This window comes from Bifidobacterium vespertilionis, from assembly GCF_008698145.1.
In the GTDB taxonomy this organism is placed as follows: domain Bacteria; phylum Actinomycetota; class Actinomycetes; order Actinomycetales; family Bifidobacteriaceae; genus Bifidobacterium; species Bifidobacterium vespertilionis.
In genome coordinates this window covers 100,125-121,088 of record NZ_RZNZ01000004.1, presented here as the reverse complement: position 1 = coordinate 121,088, position 20,964 = coordinate 100,125, and the positions used below count along the sequence as shown (strand labels likewise).

The following is a 20,964-nucleotide window of genomic DNA, read 5'->3' as shown; positions in this document are numbered from 1 at the left end:
ATCGTCGATGGGAGTTTCCATGGCCGTCTCCGATTCCGTTCGTTCTGATTCCGCCGATTCCGCCGGGCTGGCGATTACCCGCATTCCCTCGTCCCGCGCGCGCATCGTGTGCATCGGCGACAGCATCACGCACGGCGACACGGGCCTCGGCTTCAACGCCCCGCGCCCGTGGCCCGAGCAGGTGGGGGAGATGCTGGGCGTGGAGGTGTTCAACTGCGGGCACAACGGCATCGAGGCGGCCCGGTACCGCGAATGCCCCGAATGGGAGCTGGCCAAGTCCAAGCTGCCCGGCGCCGATCTGGTGACGTTCATGCTGGGCACCAACGACATCGGCCACGATTTCGTCACGTCGCCGGACGATGTCCCCGCGCACATCGCGCGGTATGTGGGGCTGATCGAAGAGGCTGCGGCGCTCACCCCGCACGCCGAGGTGGCGGTGCTCTCCATCATCCAGTTCGCGCTTGGCGAGCCGGTGATGAGCCGGTTCGGGCTGGAGGGCATGCGACGCATGAACGTGCTGGTGGACGAACTCAATCCGGCATACCGGCGCATGTGCCGCGAGCACGGCTGGCATTTCGTGGATTTCGCCGCGGCGATCAACCAGCATCGCGATCTGTATGGCAATTCGATCCATCCGAACCAGGATGGCTACGACGTCATGGCCAGGGTTTTGGCGCCAAGGCTGTCCGCCCTGCTCGGCGCCTGATCGCCCGGCGCCGCCGTGCTGGTCCGCACCACGAGTTCGGTGGGCAGGATCACGCGCGGGTCGGCGTCCGGTGATCGTCGCTCCATCACCATGCGCGCGGCGGCTTCGCCCATGCGGGCCAGCGGCTGGCTCACGGTGGTCAGCGCCGGCATCAGCGTGATTGAGGTTCGGACGTCATCGAATCCCACCACAGACAGATCATCCGGGATCCGCAGGTCCAGCGCGGCGGCGGCCCGGTAGACGCCCAGTGCGATCTCGTCGCTTTGGGCGAAGATGGCGGTCGGTCGCCTATCCGCGCGCATCGCATCCCCGTCCAGCAGCTCCCGTGCCAGCCGTTCGCCCGAATCGGCCGTGAACTCGCCGTGCCGGACCATCGTGGGATCGAATGACGCGTCGAATTCGGTGAACGCGCTGCGGAATCCGGCCAGTCGTGCGTTGGCGCACATGGCGTTGCCCGGCCCGGTGATGGTGGCGATGCGGCGATGGCCCAGAGCCAGCAGATGCCGGCCCGCATACAGTCCGCCCGACCAGTTGTCCGATTGCACGCTCATGATGCCGCTTTCCGGATTGCCCAGCGGGTCGATGAACACGCAGGGGATGTTGCGCGAGGCGAACCGGCGTCCCAGCGATTCGGTGGGCTTGGAGAACACCACGATCACGCCGATCGGCCGGCGTGCCACCACTTCCTCCACCCATGCGGTCATTTGCGCGTCATCGCAGTCCAACAGGGACACGACCGATCGCACGCCGGCCGATTGCGTGGGTCCGGCGATGCCCCGCATGATGTCCAGCGTCCATACCGTGTCGAAATGATGGAATGCCACCTCGATCAAGGGCGACGAGCCGGCCTTGTGCGGCGAGGACTGGAAGTAGCCGAGATCGGCCATCGCGCGCTCCACGCGGTTGCGGGTGTCCCTTGACACCTCGCCGCGCCCGTTGGCCACCTTGGAGACCGTGGCGATCGAAACCCCGGCCCGCTCGGCCACATCCCTGAGAATCACGCGTCTGCCGCCGTTGCCGCCGTTGCCACTGGTCATGGGTACTCCCTTCCCGCGTCCGCCGCGAGGCCATCGTCGGCATCGGGCGAACGAAATGTTTCATAATCAGATAAAAACTAAAGAAAATTTTACTACCAAGATATCGACATATTGCCGTGGTGGGAGCCGCCGATGGCATGGAATATATGGCTTTACGGTCCGGTTTTTGCTGTGCTGCGGCGATTGGCAACGATTTGCGGTGATCGTATAAGCGCTTCTACAATGGAGACACGTCACGAAAAAAGACCGAAAACGATTCAAGGAAGAACGCCATGTCTGACCGCATGATTCACAACCCGATCCTGCCCGGATGCAACCCGGATCCGAACATCTTCACCGACGGCCGCCGCTACTACATCGCCGTGTCCACCTTCACCTGGGTGCCCGGCGTGCGCGTCTACGCCTCGGACGATCTGGTGGACTGGCGGTATGAGACCAGCGTGCTCGCCACCCCCGCGCTCGCCGACTTCGCCGGCCGCCCGGACAACATGGCCGTCTGGGCGCCCATGATGACATGGCATGACGGCGTCTACTATCTCATCTACACCGACGTGAGCACCACACAGCGCCCCTTCGCCGACGCCTCGAACTACATCGTCACCGCCACGGACATCCACGGGCCGTGGAGCGAGCCGGTCTACATCAACGGCTCCGGCTTCGATCCCTCCATCTTCTTCGACGACGACGGTTCCATGTACGTGGTCAACGAGCTGTGGGACTACCGTCGCGCCACGCACAACAAGTCCGACGGCATCGTGCTCCAGCGCCTCGACTCGAACGGCTTCCAGCCCATGGGCGAGCCGCGACGCATCTTCGACGGCACCGAGGCCGCCAAAACCGAGGCACCGCACATCTACCGGCATAATGGCCGGTACTACCTGATGACCGCGGAGGGTGGCACCGGAACGGGCCATCAGGTCACCGTCGCCCGGTCGGACAGCGTGTGGGGGCCGTACGAGGTCGATCCCGCCACGCCCATGCTCACGTCGAAGGACCGCCCCGACTGGCCGCTGCAGTGCGCCGGACATGGGTCGATCGTGAAGACGCCCGGCGGGGAATGGTACATGGCCCACCTGTGCACGCGGCCGATCGACGGTCATGCGGTGCTGGGACGCGAGGCCGCTTTGCAGCGCGTGGAATGGACGGACGACGGCTGGCTGCGACTGGCCGGCGACGGGCATCTCCCCGCCGTGGACGTCCCCGCGCCCCAGCCCTCTCCCGTCATCCTGAGTGCCGAGCCGTTAAGCGGACAGCCCGGTGGGCTGTCCGTAGGCGAGGGGAGCCGCCGCCAAGGCGGCGACGGTCTGGCGAAGCCAGACACTGATAGGGGCGGAGCCGAAGGATCCTTAACCTCCCCGCACCCCGCCTTCCTCGACCCCTTCACCGCGCCCTCCCTCGACCCCGCCCGTTGGAACACCCTGCGCGAGCTGCCCGGCGACTGGCTGTCCACCGGCCCGGACGGCCTGACGATCATGCCAGGCGCTTCGCCGCAATCGCCCATCGGCCAGCACATGGTGGCCACGCGGCAGACCGATTTCAGCTTCCGCGCGACGGCGTCGCTGCGATACGAGCCGCGCACCTACTTGGACATGGCCGGCATGTTGCTGTATCTGGATGCCCGGCGCTACCTGTTCCTGGCCATCACGCTCGACGAGCGGCTGGACGGTCAGGGCGGACCGGTGATCGCGCGGCTGATGGAGAACCGCGATGGCACCTTCGCCATACTGGGCGATGCGGCGCTCGCCGACGAGGATCAGGAGGCCGCTTGCGAATTGGCCGTCACCGTGAACCGGGCCACCGCCGACTTCGCGGTGAACGGGCGGACGGTGGCCACCGGCGTGGACGTGACCTTCCTGTCCGGCGGCTTCACCGGCGATTTCATCGGCCTGACCAACGTGGGCATGAACCGGCGCATGGGTCCCGGAGCATGTCCCGCCCGCTTCGAGCGTTTCGAATACCGCCCACTTGACCGAGCCCACAACTGAGCACAGGGTTTGGCGCGCAAAATACGCGCAAAATACGGGCTGCGCGGGCCGAAATCCGGGATTCGCAGCGTCATCGGGCCGTTTTTCGCGCGATTTTCGGCCCGATGGCGCTGCGAATCGCCGAAAACGGCCCGCGCAGCCCGTAATTCGGATCGTCGCTCCTCTACTGCGCCTCAGACGTGAGCTGGACGTCGCGCATATACAGTCCCAGCACGTCGGAGGAGCGGATCGACTCGCCGGCGGTCATGTACACGGAATCGAGCGTGATGTCGCGCAGCGGCTCCTCGGGCAGACCCGCGAACTCCAATGCGGCGGCGGCCCCGGAGCCGGTGATGTGCCGCAGCGTGATGCGACGCAGCTTGGTGGGCGTGGTCGTCTTCGGCGTCACGGTGCTCATCTGGTAGAACATGCTGAATCGGATCGCCTCATGCCGCACGGCCTTGATGGTCAGGTTCTCCAGCAGCACGTCCTCCACGAAACCGCCGCGGCCACGCATCGACTTGATGTGCACGCCGCGTTCCACCGCCGCCATCGTGCAGTCGTGCGCGTACACGTTGCGCACGCCGCCGGAGACCATCGATCCGATCGCGATGGCCGCATGCCCGCCGATCATCGTGCAATGGCTGATCTCGATGTTTTCGCACGGCCGGTTCACGCGCCAGCCGTCCTCGTTGAGGCCCGAGTCGATTTCCACGCAATCGTCGCCGGTGTTGAACCGGCAGCCCTCGATCAGCACATTGCGGCAGGAGTCGGGGTTACATCCGTCCACGTTCGGGCCGATCGATTCAACGCGCACGCCGCGGATGATCACATCCTCGCAGTACACGGGGTGGATGGTCCACATGGGACCCTCCTCGATCGCAACGTTCTCGATCAGCGCGTTGCTGCAGTTCACGAACTGCACAAACGACGGCCTCAGCGCGTCCTTCTCGGTGCCGAACATGCGCTGCTCCACCGGCGTTCCGGTCGCCGCCAGATCGTACAGGCGGTTGGCCCCACCGATCTGGTCGGTCTTCCAGTCCCACCAGTCCATGCCGTTGCCCTTGAGCGTGCCGTCGCCGGTGATCGCCACGTCATGGCAGTCCTTCGCGTAGATGAGCGGGGAGTAGTTGTAGCATTCGGTGCCCTCCCAGCGGGTGAACACCGCAGGCAGGTATGCCTCGCGCTTCGACGTGAACTCGATCGTCGCGCCCGTCTCCACATGCAGGTTGATGTTGCTGGACAAATGGATCGGGCCGGAATGCCAGCTGCCTTCCGGCACCACGACCGTGCCGCCGCCATGCCCGGCGCAGTAATCGACCGCGTCCTGGATGGTGGGATAGAGGGATGCGACCACGCGGCGCTCGGGGATGTTCGGCTCGCGGATGGCCATGGTATGGTTGCGGACGATGGAAGCGATGTCGCTCATGCGGTACTCCTTTGTACGTTGCTGATGTACGTTGTCGAAAGGGGATGGAACTGCTGCAAACGATTCCACGGTATCCGCGAAAGCTGACGATTGTCATGATTGTTGCCAACTGGTGTGTGCCGGTCCCTGTCGTCCTGGTCGCCGAGCCGTTAAGCGGAATTGGCTCCCCGGTCATCCTGAGCGCTGCGGAATTAACTCCCGGTCATCCTGAGCGGAGCGTAGCGGAGTCGAAGGATCCTTCGTCATTTCGCACGGAGGCATAGTGCAGGAAGTTAAGGATCCTTCGCTCCGCTCAGGATGACAGCGGGCGGATCGCTCAGGACGGCAACAGGGACGACCGGGGCTGCCCAGAACGACCGGGCTGCTCAAGGATGACGGAACCAATCGTCCTCCCCGTCACCGGGCGCGACCCCACCGTCACTCGGCGCGAGGCGCGTCACAGGGTGCGACCGCCCCCCGTGACGCCGTCCCGGAGCCCTACTGCCGCAAGCCCTCCCAAACCACGTCACCCGGCGCGACCGCTCCCCGTGACGCCATTCGCACCCCGTGACGCACCTTTCGCACCCTGTGACACGCGCCAACCCGAGCCCGCGCCTGAATCCGCATCCCCAGAGCCCGCAAACTGGGCAGATCCGGGCTTCTGGACCCCCAAATCGGCCTCCAGAAATACCAGCCTGCCCAGTTTGCAAAATCTCCGCTCATTCTGAGCGGAGCGGAATTAGTCCTCGTCATCCTGAGCGGAGCGCAGCGGAGTCGAAGGATCCTTAACTTTGCGCACATTAAGGATCTTTCGACTCCGCCCCTCGGTGTCCGGCTGAGCCGGACCGTCGCTGCCTTGGCGGCGGCTCCCTTCGCCTACGGACAGCCCACCGGGCTGTCCGCTTCACGGCTCAGCGCTCAGGATGACAGCGGGTGGATCGCTCAGGATGACGTTGGCGACCTGCTCAGGGGATGGTACTGAAAGCCTCGAAAAGTTTAGAATTTGGCGGGTTTGTGCATGAGTGGCGGGTAGTCCGGCGGCCGGCATCCCGCAGGCTCTAGCGTGGTGCGCATGATGATTCACAACCCGGTGCTCCCCGGATTCAATCCCGACCCGTGCATCTTCCGCGACGCCGAGCGCTACTACATCGCCGTCTCCACCTTCGAGTGGATGCCCGGTGTGCGTGTCTACGCTTCGGACGATCTGGCGCACTGGCGCTATGAAACGTCCATCCTCGATTCCCCTCGCATGGCCGCGCTGGCAGGCAATCCGGCCGGCGGATCGATCTGGGCCCCCTCGATGTGCTGGCACAACGGCCGCTACTACCTTGTCTACACCGATGCGAAGAACGTGTCCCGCCCCTACAAGGATTCGTACAACTACATCACCTGGGCCGAGGACATCCACGGCCCGTGGTCCGATCCGGTGTACCTGAACGGCGCCGGCTTCGACCCGACCATCTTCTTCGACGACGACGGATCCATGTACTACGCGCATAAGATCCTCGACTACCGCCTGCCGCTCGGTCCCGAGGTGGAGCATGCCGGCGGGATCGTGATCCAGCGCATGGACCCGGAGACCTTCGCGCTCATGGGTGAACCTCGCAAGGTGTTCACCGGCACCAAGGCGGACAAGACCGAAGGCCCGCAGATCTACAAGCGCGACGGGTGGTACTACCTGATCGTGGCCGAGGGCGGCACCGGATGGAACCATCAGGTCACCGTGACGCGCTCGCGGTCCATCTGGGGCCCATACGAGGCCGATCCGAACACGCCGCTGCTCACTTCCAAGGACGATCCCGCCCTGCCGTTCCAGTGCGCGGGGCATGGATCCCTGGTGGAGTCGTTCAGCGGCGATTGGTATATGGCCCATCTGATGACCCGTCCTCTGCCGGATAAGGGGTCGGTGGCCGTTGCTCCCCGTCCCGCGCCGCTGGGCCGCGAAACCTCGTTGCAGCGCGTGGAATGGACGGACGATGGTTGGCTGCGGCTCGCCCATGGCGGCCATCACCCGGCCGTCGACGTCCCCGTCCCGCAGTCTGCTCCCGTCATCCTGAACAAAGCCCGTCAAACCTCTTCCCCTGTCATCCTGAGCAAAGGCCGTCAGGCCGACGTCGAAGGATCCTTAACCTCCCCATCCCGCCTCGCCTTCCACGACGACTTCACCGCCCTCTCCCTTGATCCCGTCCACTGGAACACCCTGCGCGAAATGCCCGGCGACTGGCTGACGTGCGGCAGCGCACAGGGCAACGCGGCACAGAGTGGCGGCGCGCAAGAAGGCGCGCAGGAAGGCGCGCAGGAAGGTGCGTTCGTCATCCGCGGCGGCGCCTCGCCCCGGTCCGGCTTCGACCAGCATCTGGTGGGCATCCGCCGCACGGATCATGATTTCGAAGCCTGCGTGGATATGGCATACATGCCCGGCATGTTCCTCAACGCGGCCGGCATGCTGCTGTATCTGGACGTGACCCGATACCTGTTCCTGGCCGCCACCTGCGACTTCGACGGCAATCCGGTGATCGGGCTGCTTGAGGATCGCAACGGCGAATTCTCCCTGGTGGGCGACTTCCAGCCGTGGAGCGGATCCGGCCGGCTGACGATGCGTGTCCGCGGCGCGCTCGCCGACTTCCTGGTGACGGATGATGGTCTCGTCGATTCAGCCGGTTCCGCCGGCCCAGCGGAACCGCGTGTGGTGGCCAAGGATGTGGATGCCGGATTTCTGGCCGGCGGATTCACCGGCGATTTCATCGCGCTGGACTGCGTGGACCAGAACGTCCGCAACGCCACCGCCGCTACCTTCCGGCATTTCACATACCGGCCCATCACGGCGTAGAGGAGCGGCCGAGGCGATCAGCTCGCGGATGGGCGGCCAGCCCGCGATGGAGGCAGCCCGCCTCGGCCGCGGCGCGCGCGTGAGTCAGATCATCTTCGGCGCCGCCACGCTGCTGCGCTCCACCAGCACGGGCGGGGCGATCATGCGGCCGTCGACCGGCTCGTCCTCCAAGCGGTAGTCGAAGATCATCTGCGCAGCCATCTGCCCCATCCGGTTCATCGGGCGGGCCACCGTGGTCAGCGGCGGGGTCATGTACTGCGCCGGGCGGATGTCGTCGTATCCCACCACGGACAGATCGTCCGGGATGCGCAGGCCCAGTTCCCATGCGGCTTGGTAGACGCCCATGGCGATCAGATCGGTCTGCGCCACGATCGCCGTGGGCCGCTCGCCCTCCGGCATGGTGAGCAGCGTCATCGCCGCCTCGCGCCCGCGTCCGCACGAGGCCGCCGCTCGGACCACCATGCGATCGTCGCGCGGGATGCCGGCCTCGTCCAATCCGCTGCCGAACCCGTCGAGCTGGGCGTTCGCGCGCATCTCCGAGGTCTGTCCGGTGATCGTGGCGATGCGGCGATGGCCCATGCCCACCAGATGACGGACCGCGATCAGCCCGCCGGACCAGAAATCGGTCTGCACGGACAGTACGCCGGGAGCGGGGGGATTGCCCCACGGGTCCACTAGCACGCACGGGATGCGACGGGCGGCGAGCTTTGCGGTCAGATCGGCGTCCGGGCTGGGCATCACGGCGATCACGCCGAGGAACTGGTTGACGATCGCGCGCTCCACCCATGAGGTGTCCGCTGCATCGGCGGATACCTCCAATCGGGCCTCCTGCTCCTCGGTGACGATCGAGATGCCCTGCAGCACGTCCGTGACCCAGAAGTGGTCCAGCGCGGTGAACACCACCTCGATCACGCCCGATGCCGCATCGTCCCCCGATTTGGCCTTGATGTATCCCAGCTCGCGCACGGCCCGCTCCACGCGCTCGCGGGTGTCGCTGGCCACGTTGGTCCGCCCGTTGATCACCTTCGACGCCGTGGCGATGGAGACGTTGGCCGCCTTGGCCACGTCCTGCAGTCGCGTGCGGCCGTGGGGTGCTCCTAGAGATTGCTTCATGGGAATCCAGTATATAAAAGAGTTTCCGTGCAACGGAAGGAAAAGTTTTCTGTCATCTTTCGGGGTGATGGTAAATATCTGCTGAATAAGGACCGAGGTGCCGTGGTTTTGTGGCCGGTAGGCTTGGTAGAACGATTGCAGACTGCCGAATCGATGAAAATCATGACAACAAACGAATAAAATTTTACTTAAAACCTGATAAAATCTGAAACCAAGAGAGGTTCGTAGCTGAACCGATCACTGGCGAGGACGCCACAAGGAAAACAGGGAAAGGAACACAACGATGCGTAGTAACAAAACGGTGAAGCGGGCCCTCGCGGCCGCGCTGGCTTTGGCCACCGTCGTCCCCATGGCCGCCTGCGGCAACAGCAGCGGTGCCAAGAAGGCCGAGTACGACGCCAACGGCAAGGTCATCGTCAACATCCAGATGGTCTCCCAGACCACGTGGGACGACATGGAGAACATGACTTGGACCCAGCGTCTGCAGGAGGCCTGCGACTGCACGATCAAGTGGAACCTCACACCGCAGAACGAGTGGAACCGCAAGCGCCCCACCACCCTGACCGCAGGCGATGTGCCGGACGGCGCCTTCAACTTCTACTACCCGCGCGAAACCAATTCCTACGACTACTTCGAGAATCTGAACGACCATCTGGACGAGATGCCCAATGTCAAGGCCTTCTTCGAAGCCGAGCCCGACGCCCGCAAGGCCGTCGAGTCCACCGACGGCGACATCTACATCATCCCGCGCCACAAGGGCGAGTTCGGCTCCAACTCCCGCGTCCACCTGTTCATCAACAAGGCCTGGCTGGACAAGCTCGGCCTGCAGGTCCCCAAGACCTGGGACGAGCTGACGGCCGTGCTCGAGGCCTTCAAGACCCAGGACCCCAACGGCAACGGCGAGGCCGACGAGATCCCCGCCACCTTCCGCGCCATGCAGACCACCGGTCTCGCCTGGCAGGGCGTTTTCGCCTTCCTCAACTCCGTGGGCATCCCCACCCAGTTCTCGCACGAGGCCCGCAACTTCGGCGCCTACGTCAAGGACGGCAAGGTGGAGAACTTCCTGACCGACGACCGTTTCAAGGAGGTCATGAAGTACATGCACACGCTGGTGGAGAAGGATCTCTACCCGGCCGAGTACATCTCCGACGAGACCAAGTACAACGCCAACGTTCAGTCCGACGGCAAGACCGCCAAGGTGGGCCTGACCATCACCGACTCCGCCCTCACCTTCTCCTCGCTGTCCGACCAGTACGTGGCCATCCCGTGGCCCAAGGCCACCGAGGACATGAGCGACTCCGAGGTCTACGCCGATCTGAGCCAGGAGGTCCAGGGCTTCAAGGGCGACGGCTTCACCATCTCCAAGAAGGCCGCCCCCGAGGTCAAGGAGGCCCTGTACAAGATCGCCAACCAGCTGTACAGCGAGGAGACCTCCATTGAGGAGACCTACGGCGCGATCGGCAAGACCGTCACCAAGACCGGCGACCACTCCTACAAGGTCGACGAGTCGGTCTTCAGCACCAAGAAGACCCAGTGGCTCGGCCTCAACTACATGACCGGCTATCTCAACAACAACCTCAAGATCGAGGGCGCCAAGGACGTCGATGCCCTGAAGGAGGCCGAGGAGGTCTATGCCTCCCAGCGCGAGAACCTGGGCGACATCGATGCCAACCGCTTCCCGATCTACGCCGCCTCGAACGATGAGGAGTCCGAGACCCTCTCCAACGACCGTGCGATCATCTGGGGCTACGCGCCCACGATCTTCGCCAACTGGCTCAAGGACGGCGGCGTGGATGAGGGCTGGGACGCCTACGTGCAGCACATGAACGATCTTGGCCTGCAGCGCGACATCGACATCTGGCAGACCATCTACGAGCGCGCCCAGGCGCTCAAGTAGCAGCAAATCGTGCCCCCGGCCCGTCCCAACCACCACCCCGGGGCGGGCCGGGAGCCCCCTCACTGATTTTCCGATCCCTGCGATCGGCTCTCCGATCCGATTCCATCGTTCAACCAACGCAATTTTTAGGGGAAAGACATGTCTCATAAGTCCAACGCGCCCAAAAACGCGGCCGCGGCCGGCATGATGTCCGGCGAGATTCCCGACAACGACGCGATCAAGCGCTCCCGCCCGCTGCCCGTGCGCATCATGGGCCACTTCCGCAGCTACTGGCAGCTGTGGCTGATGTTCATCCCGGCCGTCGTGTTCGTGTTCATCTTCCACTACATCCCCCTGTACGGCCTGCAGCTCGCCTTCCGCAAGAACTCCCGCTCCGGCGGCTTCGACGGCGACTGGGTCGGGTTCAAGTACTTCGAACAGTTCTTCTCCTCCCCGAACTTCGTGCAGACCCTGACCAACACCGTGCGCATCTCCCTGTGGAGCCTGGTCATGGGCTTCTTCGCCCCGATCATCCTGGCCCTGCTGCTCAACCAGCTCGCCGGCAAGAAGATCAAGGGCTTCATCCAGACGATCACCTACATGCCCCACTTCATCTCCATGGTCGTGATCGTGACCATGCTCACCATCTTCCTCGACCCCAAGTCCGGATTCATCGGCCGCGTGGCCGGCCCGGACAACCTGCTCAACATCGAGGCCTGGTTCACGCCACTGTACTGGCTGTCCGGCATCTGGCAGGGGATGGGCTGGGGATCGATCATCTACCTCGCGGCCCTCTCCGGCGTGGACACCTCCCTGTACGAGGCCGCCAAGATGGACGGCGCCTCCCGCCTCCAGCTCATCCGCTACGTGGACATCCCCACCATCCTGCCCACCTCGATCATCCTGCTGATCATGGATATGGGCAAGGTCCTCAATGTGGGCTTCGAGAAGGTCTACCTCATGCAGAACCCGTTCAACATGCAGGTCTCCGAGGTCATCTCCACGTACACCTACAAGATCGGCATCCTCTCCAGCCAGTTCTCCTACGCCACGGCCATCGGCCTGTTCAACACCGTCATCAACCTGTGCTTCGTGCTCGCGGCCAACTGGATCGCCCGCCGCGCGTCCGACGTGAGCATCTTCTAACCGGTCTTCAAGGGAAAGGAAGACACACATCATGACCAGCACCAACGCCACCGCGCCCGCCAAGCTGCCCGCCGGCGATATCCCCTGGAACCACTACCGCATGCAGAAGAAGCTGTCCGACCACATCGTCGACGTCATCATCTGGCTCCTGCTCGCGGCCATCGTGGTCATCATCACCTACCCGATCTGGTTCATCCTCATCGCCTCGGTGTCCGACCAGAACGCCGTCAACCTCGGCAAGGTCACCCTCCTGCCCGTCGGGTTCAACTGGGACGGCTACCGCGAGATCTTCGCCGACACGCGCATCTGGGACGGCTACCGCAACACGATCGTCTACTCGGTCGTGGGCACCGCGCTCAACATGCTCGTCACCCTGCCCGCCGCATTCGCCCTGTCGCGCAAGGAGCTCGGCAAGGTCCGCCGCGTGGTCCTGTTCTTCTTTTCGCTGACCATGTTCGTCTCCGGCGGCATGATCCCCACCTACCTCCTGTTCAAGTCCCTGGGCCTGGTGGACAACTGGCTGGTGTTCATCCTGCCGTCCGCCGTCAACGTGTACAACCTGATCATCGCCCGCTCGTTCTTCGAGACCGCCGTCCCGGAGGAGCTGTTCGACTCCGCGAAGGTGGACGGCATGAGCTACGGCGGCTACTTCCTCAAGATCGTGCTGCCCCTGTCCAGCGCGGTGATCGCGGTGGTGGCCCTGTACTACTTCGTGGCCCACTGGAACGAGTTCTTCACGGGCCTGATGTACATCAACGACGACTCGAGGAAGCCCCTGCAGAACGTGCTGCAGGCGATTCTGCTGTCCAACCAGACCGGCGCCGAGGGCTCCGCGTCGCTCGACGCGGCCGCCCAGCAGGAGCTCGCGGACAAGATCAAGTACGGCGTGATCTTCGTGTCCTCCCTGCCGCTGCTGGTGATCTACCCGTTCCTGCAGAAGTACTTCAACAAGGGCGTCCTGCTCGGGGCCGTCAAGGGCTGAGCCTTGGGCTGAGCCTTGGACTGAGTTCCGCCCATTGCGCGCCGCGCCGCCGATTCCGTGCCGCCGACTCGCGCCAATCCAAAGCCACCCCATCCGGAGATCGTCTTTCCCCTCCGGATGGGGCTTTTCCATGCGGTTTGCCGGCAGCTCTTGCTCATGCTGCATATTCTTTCCAACCTGTCAATTCTTTCCAACCTGCATCCTTGAAATCGCGGATTGGAAAGGTTCCGCGTCTACGGCCCGCTTTTCGTGTTCCAATCTGCACATTCTTTCCAACCTGCGAAAATCGGGGCGCAGATTGGAAAGGTCAGGTGTCTGGATAATGATGGGCCGAGTTATGCACATGTGCACGATCGGCAGCGCGACACGCCCGGAGATCAAATTGGGGGGAGCCATTCGACCACAGTGCTCCGATCAGCTGGCGGCATATGGACGATTGCGGATAGCGTACGGGGCATGAAAGCCAATGAACGATTGACCACCGCCATCACCAACGCGGAAAATTCCGGAATGTGTCTGTGGACACGCGACCCGAATGGGTTGCGAAGCATACGCGCCCGTGTAAAAGCCGGCGAGCTCATCGCGGTTCGCGACGATCTGTTCGCACGGCCGTCGTACTGGTCTGGGCTGCCCTACATTGAACAGATCATGCATATTTTGCGGGCGGTGATCGCCAAGCATCGGAAGTGGGTGCTTGGGGGACTCAGCGCTGCGGCGGTATGGGGATTGAATGAAACCTATCGAATGCACGACCATGTTTATCTGGCCACGGATCTTCGATCGCATTGCCGCAATCGCAGGTACTTCAAATTTCTACTGGTGCCAAGTCTTGAGCCGGAGATGCGCAATGGCTTGCCGGTCACCGGTCTCCTGCAAACCGTTTTCGATTGCGCGCGCACGCTCCCGTTTGATCAGGCGTTGGCGATCTGCGATGCCGCAATGCGCATCCACGGACTGGCTCGATCGGCGATGGAGACGTTCGTTGCCAATCATCGCGGCTTCAAAGGAGTCAGCTTGGCTCGCAAGGTATTCGCCCATGCCGACCCGCGCAGTGAGAATGGCGGCGAATCGATTGTGCGGGCGCTGCTGATCCAGTGGGGCTATGCGGTTCCGCTGATGCAGCAGTGGATCACCGATCCGGTGACCGGCAGGCGCTGGCGTGTGGATTTCTTGTGGATTCTGCCCGATGGGCGGATGATCGTCTTGGAACTGGACGGCCGAGAGAAATACGTTAATCCTGTGATGACGGATGGTCGCGACGTGACGGATGTGATTTTGGCCGAGAAAGAGCGCGAGAGCGGCATTCAGCTGCGCGGGGACATCCGATTCGTGCGCACGACGTTCAAACAGGCTACCGAGCAGTCGGAAGCGCTGCGATTCAAACTTGATCTCGCCGGTGTTCCGAAGTGCTGATCGCCCATACTGCATAGCCTTTCCATGCTGCATATTCTTTCCAACCTGTTCATTCTTTCCAACCTGCATCCTTGAAATCGCGGATTGGAAGGATTCTGCGTCTACGGCCCGCTTTTCGTGTTCCAATCTGCAGATTCTTTCCAATCTGCGAAAATCGGGGCGCAGATTGGAAAGATTGGGCGGCATGTTGGAAGGAATGAAAGATGAGACGCGCTCGCTCACCCGAGCGCATTCTGCAATGTATGGCAACAAAGAGCCGCGGGGGTATTGACAGTCCATACCATTGATGGTATGAGCGCAACGAAGCAGAACACCAACGCGAACAGCACGACCAGCAACTGTGCCGAGCTGCGTCCGGGAATCGACGCCAGCACCGGGTTCATCCCGACGTGCGGCGACGGTGCGGCGGGCGCCAAGCAGCACGACTATATCGCCGAGATCCCGGAAAAGACCGGGCTCGACACCATCTTCCTCGCGCCGGGGGATATGGTGTGCGTGGCGGCCCGACCGATCGCGGCCGGCGAAACCGTCACCGTCGAAGGCCACGAGCCGCTGACCGTCCTCAACGACGTGCCGCGCGGCCACAAGATCGCCCTTCAGGACATCCCCGAGGGCACGAACGTCGTCAAGTACGGTTTCGCGATCGGCCGCGCCAAGCAGGACATCAAGAAGGGCGAATGGGTCCACACCCACAACATCCGGACCAATCTGGGCGCCAACCTCGAGTATGAGTACGAACCCACCGACGACACCGTCAAGCCCGGCACGCCCACCGCCACCTTCCTGGGCTACCGCCGCGCCAACGGCAAGGTCGGCATCCGCAACGACCTGTACATCGTGCCCACCGTGGGATGCATCGACGGCCTGTGCGACACCATGGCCAGGTCCTTCCGCGCCCTGCACCCGGACAACGGCAACTTCGACTCCGTGATCGTCGCCCGCCACCCCTACGGCTGCTCCCAGCTCGGCGGCGACCTCGTCTGGACGCAGAACACCCTGCGCGGCATCGCCGAGCATCCCAACGCGGGCGGTGTGCTGCTCGTGGGCCTCGGATGCGAGAACAACCAGATGGACCTCATGAAGGAGGGCATGCACGAGTATGTGCCCGAGCGCACCCGCTTCATGATCTGCCAGGACATGGAGGACGAGTTCGAAACCGCCGCCCAGTTGCTCGAGGAGCTCAACGACGCCGCCGCCAACGACGAGCGCGTCGAAATCCCCATGAGCGAGCTCAAGGTGGGCGTGGAATGCGGCGGCTCCGACGGCATGAGCGGCATCACCGCCAATCCGCTCGTGGGCCGGTTCGCCGAATGGGTCGTCTCCCAGGGCGGCTCCGTCATCCTCTCCGAGGTCCCCGAAATGTTCGGCGCCGAAACGGTCCTCATGTCCCAGGCCCGCGATGAGGGCGTCTTCCACGACGTGGTCCGCCTCATCAACAAGTTCAAGGACCACTTCCGCAAGTACGGCGAGATCATCTCCGACAACCCCTCCCCGGGCAACAAGGCCGGCGGCATCACCACCCTCGAGGACAAGTCCCTCGGTTGCATCCGCAAGGGCGGCAAGTGCGAGGTCGAGGATGTCCTCTGGTACGGCGAGCGCCTGCGCCGCAACGGCCTGAGCCTCATGGAGACCCCCGGCAACGACATGGTCTCCACCACCGCCATGGCCTCCGCCGGCTGCCAGATCATCCTCTTCACCACCGGCCGCGGCACTCCCTTCGGCTGCTTCGTCCCCACCCTCAAGGTGGCCACCAACACCCCCCTCGCCACCAAGAAGCACCGCTGGATCGACTTCAACGCTGGCCGTCTCCTCGACGAGTCCGCCGCAGTCGTCGACGCCGATTTCCGCGACCTGGTCCTCGAAACCGTCAACGGCGCCCGCGCCAACAACGAGCGCAACGCGATGCAGGGTGTCGTCATCTTCAAAGACGGTCCCACCGAATAACGGCAATCCGCGGAGCGCCTTCGGCCGGCCTCGGAATTTGCGTCCTGGCCCCGCTGTCCATCCGAGCCCCGGCGTACTCTGGAATGCAGCAAAGCGGCGTCGATCGCCGCAACGAGGATTTGACATTGAGGAGGAATCATGCCGTACGTTGTCGCCCAGCCGTGCGTCGATGTCCGTGACAAGGCCTGCGTGGACGAGTGCCCGGTCGATTGCATCTACGAGGGCAAGCGCTCGCTGTACATCAACCCGAACGAGTGCGTCGATTGCGGCGCCTGCGAGCCCGTGTGCCCCACCGAGGCCATCTTCTACGAGGACGATCTGCCGGACGAGTGGGCCTGGTGCAAGGATGCCGCCATCGAGTTCTTCGATGAGGTGGGCGATCTGGGCGGTGCCTCCGCCGCCGGTCCGATCGGCAAGGACCCCAAGCAGGTCGAGGAGCTGCCCCCGCAGAACCAGGCCTGATCCCGCCACGTCGCAACAACACCAGCGATATGGGATTCCACGCCTTTTCCTCCCCCTATGACTGGGGACGCATCGCCGAGTTCAAGACAATCGCCTCCGCCGTGCCCGGGGGCATGGCCGATCTGTCCGTCGGCTCTCCCGTCGACCCCGTGCCGGCATCGGTAGCCGGCGCGCTCGCCGCCGCCTCCGACGCGCCGAACGCCCACGGCTATCCGGTCACCGTCGGCACCAAGGACCTGCAGGACGCCATCGCCGAGTGGTTCCGCCATCTGCGCGGCGTCGATCTGAAGGCCGTCGGCGCCCGCGTGGTGCCCACGGTCGGTTCCAAGGAGGGCGTGGCCCTGATGGCCTCGCTGCTGCATCTGGGACCGGGCGACGTGGTGGTGCAGCCGCGCGTCTCCTATCCGACCTATGAGATCGGCACGCAGCTGGCCGGCGCCACCGTGCTCAAGGTCGATGACGTGGCCGATGTCGATTCATGGGCGAACGAGCCCGGAGTCAAGGCCGTGTGGGTCAACTCGCCGTGCAATCCTTCCGGCGAGGTGCTGTCCGCCGCGCAAATGGCCGGGATCGTCGGCGCCGCACGACGCATCGGCGCCGTGGTGCTGTCCGACGAATGCTACGCGCTCATGGACTGGCGCGGCATGGAGGGGACGCCTGCGGTCGACTCCAACGAGCCCGCCGCGGCCAACGCCTTCTCGCTCACCGCCACGCCGTGCGCCCTGTCCGATCAGGTGTGCGGGGGAGATGCCAGCGGCGTGCTGGTGCTCTATTCGCTGAGCAAGCAGTCCAACATGGCCGGTTATCGCACCGCATTGGTGGCCGGCGATGCCGCGCTGGTCGCCGAAATGATTGACTATCGCAAGCAGATCGGCCAGATCATCCCCGGGCCGGTGCAGGCCGCCATGGCCGCCGGGCTGCGCGATGTGGTCTCCGTGCACGAGCAGTGGGAGCGCTACCGCCGACGTCTTGCCACCCTTGTGGATGCCTTGCGCGCATACGGGTACGACGCCCATATGCCCCAAGGCGCACTGTACGTGTGGGTGCGCGCGCTGAGCGGCGACTGCTGGAAGGACATGGCCGATCTGGCCGAGCTGGGCATCGTGCCCAGCCCCGGCGAGTTCTACTCCGCGCCCGAATACCTGCGCTTCGCCGCCACCGCCACCGATGCGGTGGTCGACTTGGCCGCCGAACGACTGCGGAACCGCGCATAACATCCTCGTGATGTCCGCCAGGCCCCGCGGATTCCCCTGATGGGGATTCCGTGGGGCCTTTTGCGACGTGATCCCTCGAAGGAGTTCTAAGCGACGCCTCGTGAACGTGCGCGGATGACTTGAGTCTTGCTTGATTGTGGCCCGATCTTGGGCTATTCGTCAAAGTGGGGGCGGATTTCGGGGTTTGCATGACGATATACATCAAAGTGGGGGCGTCGCGCGAGGGCAATGCCGGATATTCGGCGTTGTGCAAGCGGCCAAAACCGCGGAATGACGTGACGCCGTATTCGTGGATGCATCGTTCCGGCGCCCCCACTTTGATGTATATCGCGCCGCAAGTAGCGAAATCCGCCCCCACTTTGACGAATACCCATGAAAACGGAGGCATGCGTGGCATCCGATACGCGTCCGAGTCTTCCGGCGTGTGGTTTCGGCGTGTGATTTCCGGGCGTGACTGCCCGAGAGGCCGGTATTAGATCCCCAAACTGGCCGCGCCGCTGCCGAACCGCGCTCGGACCGCATCCAACGCCTGTTCGGCGCGGTTGAGCCGTTGCGGTTTGGTGGTGCCATCGCCGGGACGCTTGCCGACGGCGTCGTGCTCCTCCATCAGGTCCTCCAAAGAGGGCTGGATCACGGTCTCGCGCGCCTCGGTCAGCCCACTCGCGCTCACGCCGGCCAGGCGGATCAGTTTGGGCAGTGTTGCATCGGTTCCGGCGCTCGCGGAGGCACCCGCATCCATGCCCAGCATGCCGCGCAGCAGTCGCACGGCCTCGGGCAGCATCACGCCAGCCGTGTCGAATGGCTGCTCCAGCGTGTGCGCTCGCGTCTGGTAGCTCAGATCGGCGAACCGTAGCTTGACCGTCAGCGTTCGGGCCATGAGTCCGCGCCGGCGCAAGGTGGACGCCACATCGTCGCACGCCCACCGCAGCAGATCGCGCACCTGCCGCAGCGATCGCGTGTCGGCGCTGAACGTCCGCTCGGCGCCCACCGACTTCTCCGGCGTGTAGGGCGTCACCCGCCGCTCGTCGATGCCACGGGATGCCAGCCACAGCCCGTGCGCGCCCGTGACCGATCCGCATGCCTGCGCGAGCGCTGTCTCATCCATCGCGGCCAGATCCGCCACGGTGTTGACGCCCCATGCCTTGAGCCGCTTCTCCAGCGACGGTCCGATGCCGGGGATGCCCCGCAGCGGCATCATCTGCACGAACTCGGCGTGCCTCGCCAGTGGGATCACCAGCATGCCGTCCGGTTTGGCGTTGGTGGAGGCCATCTTGGCCACGAGCTTGTTGCCCGCCACGCCCACCGAGCAGGTCACATGGAACCGCCGTGACACCTCGGAGCGGATCCACGCGCCGATCGCGCTCGGCCGGTCCCACTGCGTCAGCGCCGCCGACACGTCCATGTAGCCCTCATCCACCGAGACCTTCTCGATCCGGTTGGTCACCTGCTCGAACACTTCGGTGAAGATGCGGCGCGACTGCTCGCGGTAGTAGGCCATGTCCACAGGCAGGAAGATCCCGTCGGGGCACAGCTGCCGCGCCCGGGCCGACGCCATCGCTGAATTGATGCCGTACCTGCGGGCCTCATAGCTCGCCGCGGACACCACCGACCGCGTGCCCGTGCCGATGATCACCGGCTTGCCCCTGAGCTCCGGATGCCGTGCCATCTCCAGCGAGGCGTAGAAGGCATCCATGTCGATATGCAGCACGGTGCATCCGGTTTCGTCGTGGCCCCAATCCCTCTTGGCGGCCTGAAGTCTCGGTGCGGTGCTCATGGATCCATGGTAGCCCGAACGAGCCTCATCCCCGCGCTGCCGAGTCGCCGGGTGCATGGGTCGCCGGGCACGCGAATCGCCGTCGTGGCCCGCGTTGATCGTTTCATCACCGCGAGGGAGTAGCGTTGGGACGCATGTGGAGAGAATTGAAGCGACTGGTGGTATTCGTACTCAGTCGGGTGCCCGTGTTCCTGCTCGTGCTTGGCGAGGCGGCGGTGATGTATGCGGCCACGCTGGTGGCCAAGCAGGCGTTCACCCAGCTTGATCCGCTGTATGCGGTGTGGTACCGCGTGGGATTCTGCGCGATCCTGATGCTGCTGTGGCGTCGCCCGTGGATCGCCTCCAAGCGTGACCGATTGCCCCGGGGCCGTCGTGACTGGTCCGTGGTGGTCGGCTGCGGTCTGGCGCTGGCGATGATGAACACCATGTACTACGTGGCGATCAGCAACATGAACGTGGGCGTGGCCACGGCCATTGAGTTCATCGGCCCGCTGACCGTGGCGGTGATCGCCGGGCGGTCGTGGCGCGAGCGCGTGGGCATCGTGGTCGCCGCGGCCGGCGTGATCACCCTGGCCGGCATGTCGCTGGCCCAGCCGAGCGGCGGCACGTTCCTCGTGGGTCTGATCGCCATCCTGCTCGGCGGTTCGATGTGGGGCGTATACATTGTGTTGGGTCGCAAGGTGGCGGCCGGCGGAACCCCGCTCGACTGGCTCAGCCTGAGCATGTTGATCGGCTGGGCCGTGCAGTCGGTCTTCCTCGCCGTGCCCGCCGTGCGCGAGACCGTCCATCCGAAGCCCAGCGCCACATGGGCCGCGCAGCCCGGCGGCGGACTGATGCTGGTGGGACTGCTGCTGATCGTGGCCATCTGCGCCTCGTTCCTGCCGTACATCATCGACCAGTTCATCATGCGGCGCACCACGTCCGGCGCGTTCTCCGTCATGCAGTCCGTCAACCCGGCCATGGCGTCGCTGATCGGCCTTGTTTTCGGCGAAATTCCAACGGTTTGGGACATCGTGGGCATTGTGCTCGTAATTTCTGCCGTAATAATTACGTTCTCCGGCGATTCTAATCCGGCATAGGTGCTATAGTTAACCC

15 protein-coding genes are annotated in these 20,964 nt (G+C 64.2%); 11 read left to right on the top strand and 4 right to left on the bottom strand.

Annotated features, from left to right (window positions below; genetic code table 11):
- Positions 1-7: 7 nt before the first annotated feature.
- Complete coding sequence (locus tag EMO90_RS04275) at positions 8-706, top strand: SGNH/GDSL hydrolase family protein (RefSeq protein WP_190971936.1); 699 nt, start codon at positions 8-10, stop codon at positions 704-706.
- On the opposite strand, the gene EMO90_RS04270 is transcribed toward EMO90_RS04275, so the two are convergent.
- Entirely contained in the window at positions 649-1,743 is a 1,095-nt protein-coding gene (locus EMO90_RS04270) for a LacI family DNA-binding transcriptional regulator (RefSeq protein ID WP_150353392.1), read from the bottom strand. The two genes, EMO90_RS04275 and EMO90_RS04270, sit on opposite strands and share 58 nt — an antisense overlap.
- A gap of 272 nt (positions 1,744-2,015) precedes the next feature.
- Between EMO90_RS04270 and EMO90_RS04265 the strand changes: the two genes are divergently transcribed.
- On the top strand, positions 2,016-3,728 hold the full coding sequence (locus EMO90_RS04265) for a glycoside hydrolase family 43 protein (protein WP_190971935.1): 1,713 nt from the start codon (positions 2,016-2,018) through the stop codon (positions 3,726-3,728).
- Between the two features lie 163 nt (positions 3,729-3,891).
- Here EMO90_RS04265 and EMO90_RS04260 read toward each other — a convergent pair whose 3' ends face one another.
- Positions 3,892-5,136, bottom strand: coding sequence for a glycoside hydrolase family 28 protein (locus EMO90_RS04260; protein ID WP_150353391.1), 1,245 nt, complete (start codon positions 5,134-5,136; stop codon positions 3,892-3,894).
- A 1,051-nt stretch (positions 5,137-6,187) separates the two neighbouring features.
- Between EMO90_RS04260 and EMO90_RS04255 the strand changes: the two genes are divergently transcribed.
- Positions 6,188-7,945, top strand: a complete 1,758-nt coding sequence (locus EMO90_RS04255) for a family 43 glycosylhydrolase (protein WP_150353390.1) — start codon at positions 6,188-6,190, stop codon at positions 7,943-7,945.
- 84 nt (positions 7,946-8,029) lie between these two features.
- On the opposite strand, the gene EMO90_RS04250 is transcribed toward EMO90_RS04255, so the two are convergent.
- Positions 8,030-9,058, bottom strand: a complete 1,029-nt coding sequence (locus tag EMO90_RS04250) for a LacI family DNA-binding transcriptional regulator (RefSeq protein WP_150353389.1) — start codon at positions 9,056-9,058, stop codon at positions 8,030-8,032.
- Positions 9,059-9,341: 283 nt separating this feature from the next.
- Between EMO90_RS04250 and EMO90_RS04245 the strand changes: the two genes are divergently transcribed.
- From EMO90_RS04245 to dapC, 7 genes are all read left to right on the top strand, one after another.
- Positions 9,342-10,955, top strand: coding sequence for an extracellular solute-binding protein (locus EMO90_RS04245; protein WP_150353388.1), 1,614 nt, complete (start codon positions 9,342-9,344; stop codon positions 10,953-10,955).
- A 138-nt stretch (positions 10,956-11,093) separates the two neighbouring features.
- Positions 11,094-12,080 carry an ABC transporter permease gene (locus tag EMO90_RS04240; protein ID WP_395952806.1) on the top strand — a complete coding sequence of 329 codons (987 nt, stop codon included), beginning with the start codon at positions 11,094-11,096 and terminating at the stop codon, positions 12,078-12,080.
- Positions 12,081-12,111: 31 nt separating this feature from the next.
- A complete protein-coding gene (locus tag EMO90_RS04235) occupies positions 12,112-13,062 on the top strand; it encodes a carbohydrate ABC transporter permease (protein ID WP_150353387.1) in 951 nt (316 codons plus the stop codon).
- Between the two features lie 456 nt (positions 13,063-13,518).
- Positions 13,519-14,475 (top strand): hypothetical protein, encoded by a 957-nt coding sequence (locus EMO90_RS04230; RefSeq protein WP_150353386.1) that lies wholly within the window; start codon positions 13,519-13,521, stop codon positions 14,473-14,475.
- Between the two features lie 291 nt (positions 14,476-14,766).
- Positions 14,767-16,419: a UxaA family hydrolase gene (locus EMO90_RS04225; protein ID WP_150353385.1), complete on the top strand. Its 1,653-nt coding sequence runs from the start codon at positions 14,767-14,769 to the stop codon at positions 16,417-16,419.
- A gap of 138 nt (positions 16,420-16,557) precedes the next feature.
- A complete protein-coding gene (fdxA, locus tag EMO90_RS04220) occupies positions 16,558-16,881 on the top strand; it encodes a ferredoxin (RefSeq protein WP_150353384.1) in 324 nt (107 codons plus the stop codon).
- Between the two features lie 29 nt (positions 16,882-16,910).
- Entirely contained in the window at positions 16,911-18,095 is a 1,185-nt protein-coding gene (gene dapC, locus EMO90_RS04215) for a succinyldiaminopimelate transaminase (RefSeq protein ID WP_150353383.1), read from the top strand.
- 472 nt (positions 18,096-18,567) lie between these two features.
- On the opposite strand, the gene dinB is transcribed toward dapC, so the two are convergent.
- Positions 18,568-19,869 (bottom strand): DNA polymerase IV, encoded by a 1,302-nt coding sequence (gene dinB / locus EMO90_RS04210; protein WP_150353382.1) that lies wholly within the window; start codon positions 19,867-19,869, stop codon positions 18,568-18,570.
- Positions 19,870-20,015: 146 nt separating this feature from the next.
- Here dinB and EMO90_RS04205 point away from each other — a divergent pair, with 146 nt between their 5' ends.
- Positions 20,016-20,948 carry an EamA family transporter gene (locus tag EMO90_RS04205; RefSeq protein ID WP_190971947.1) on the top strand — a complete coding sequence of 311 codons (933 nt, stop codon included), beginning with the start codon at positions 20,016-20,018 and terminating at the stop codon, positions 20,946-20,948.
- Positions 20,949-20,964 lie beyond the last annotated feature (16 nt).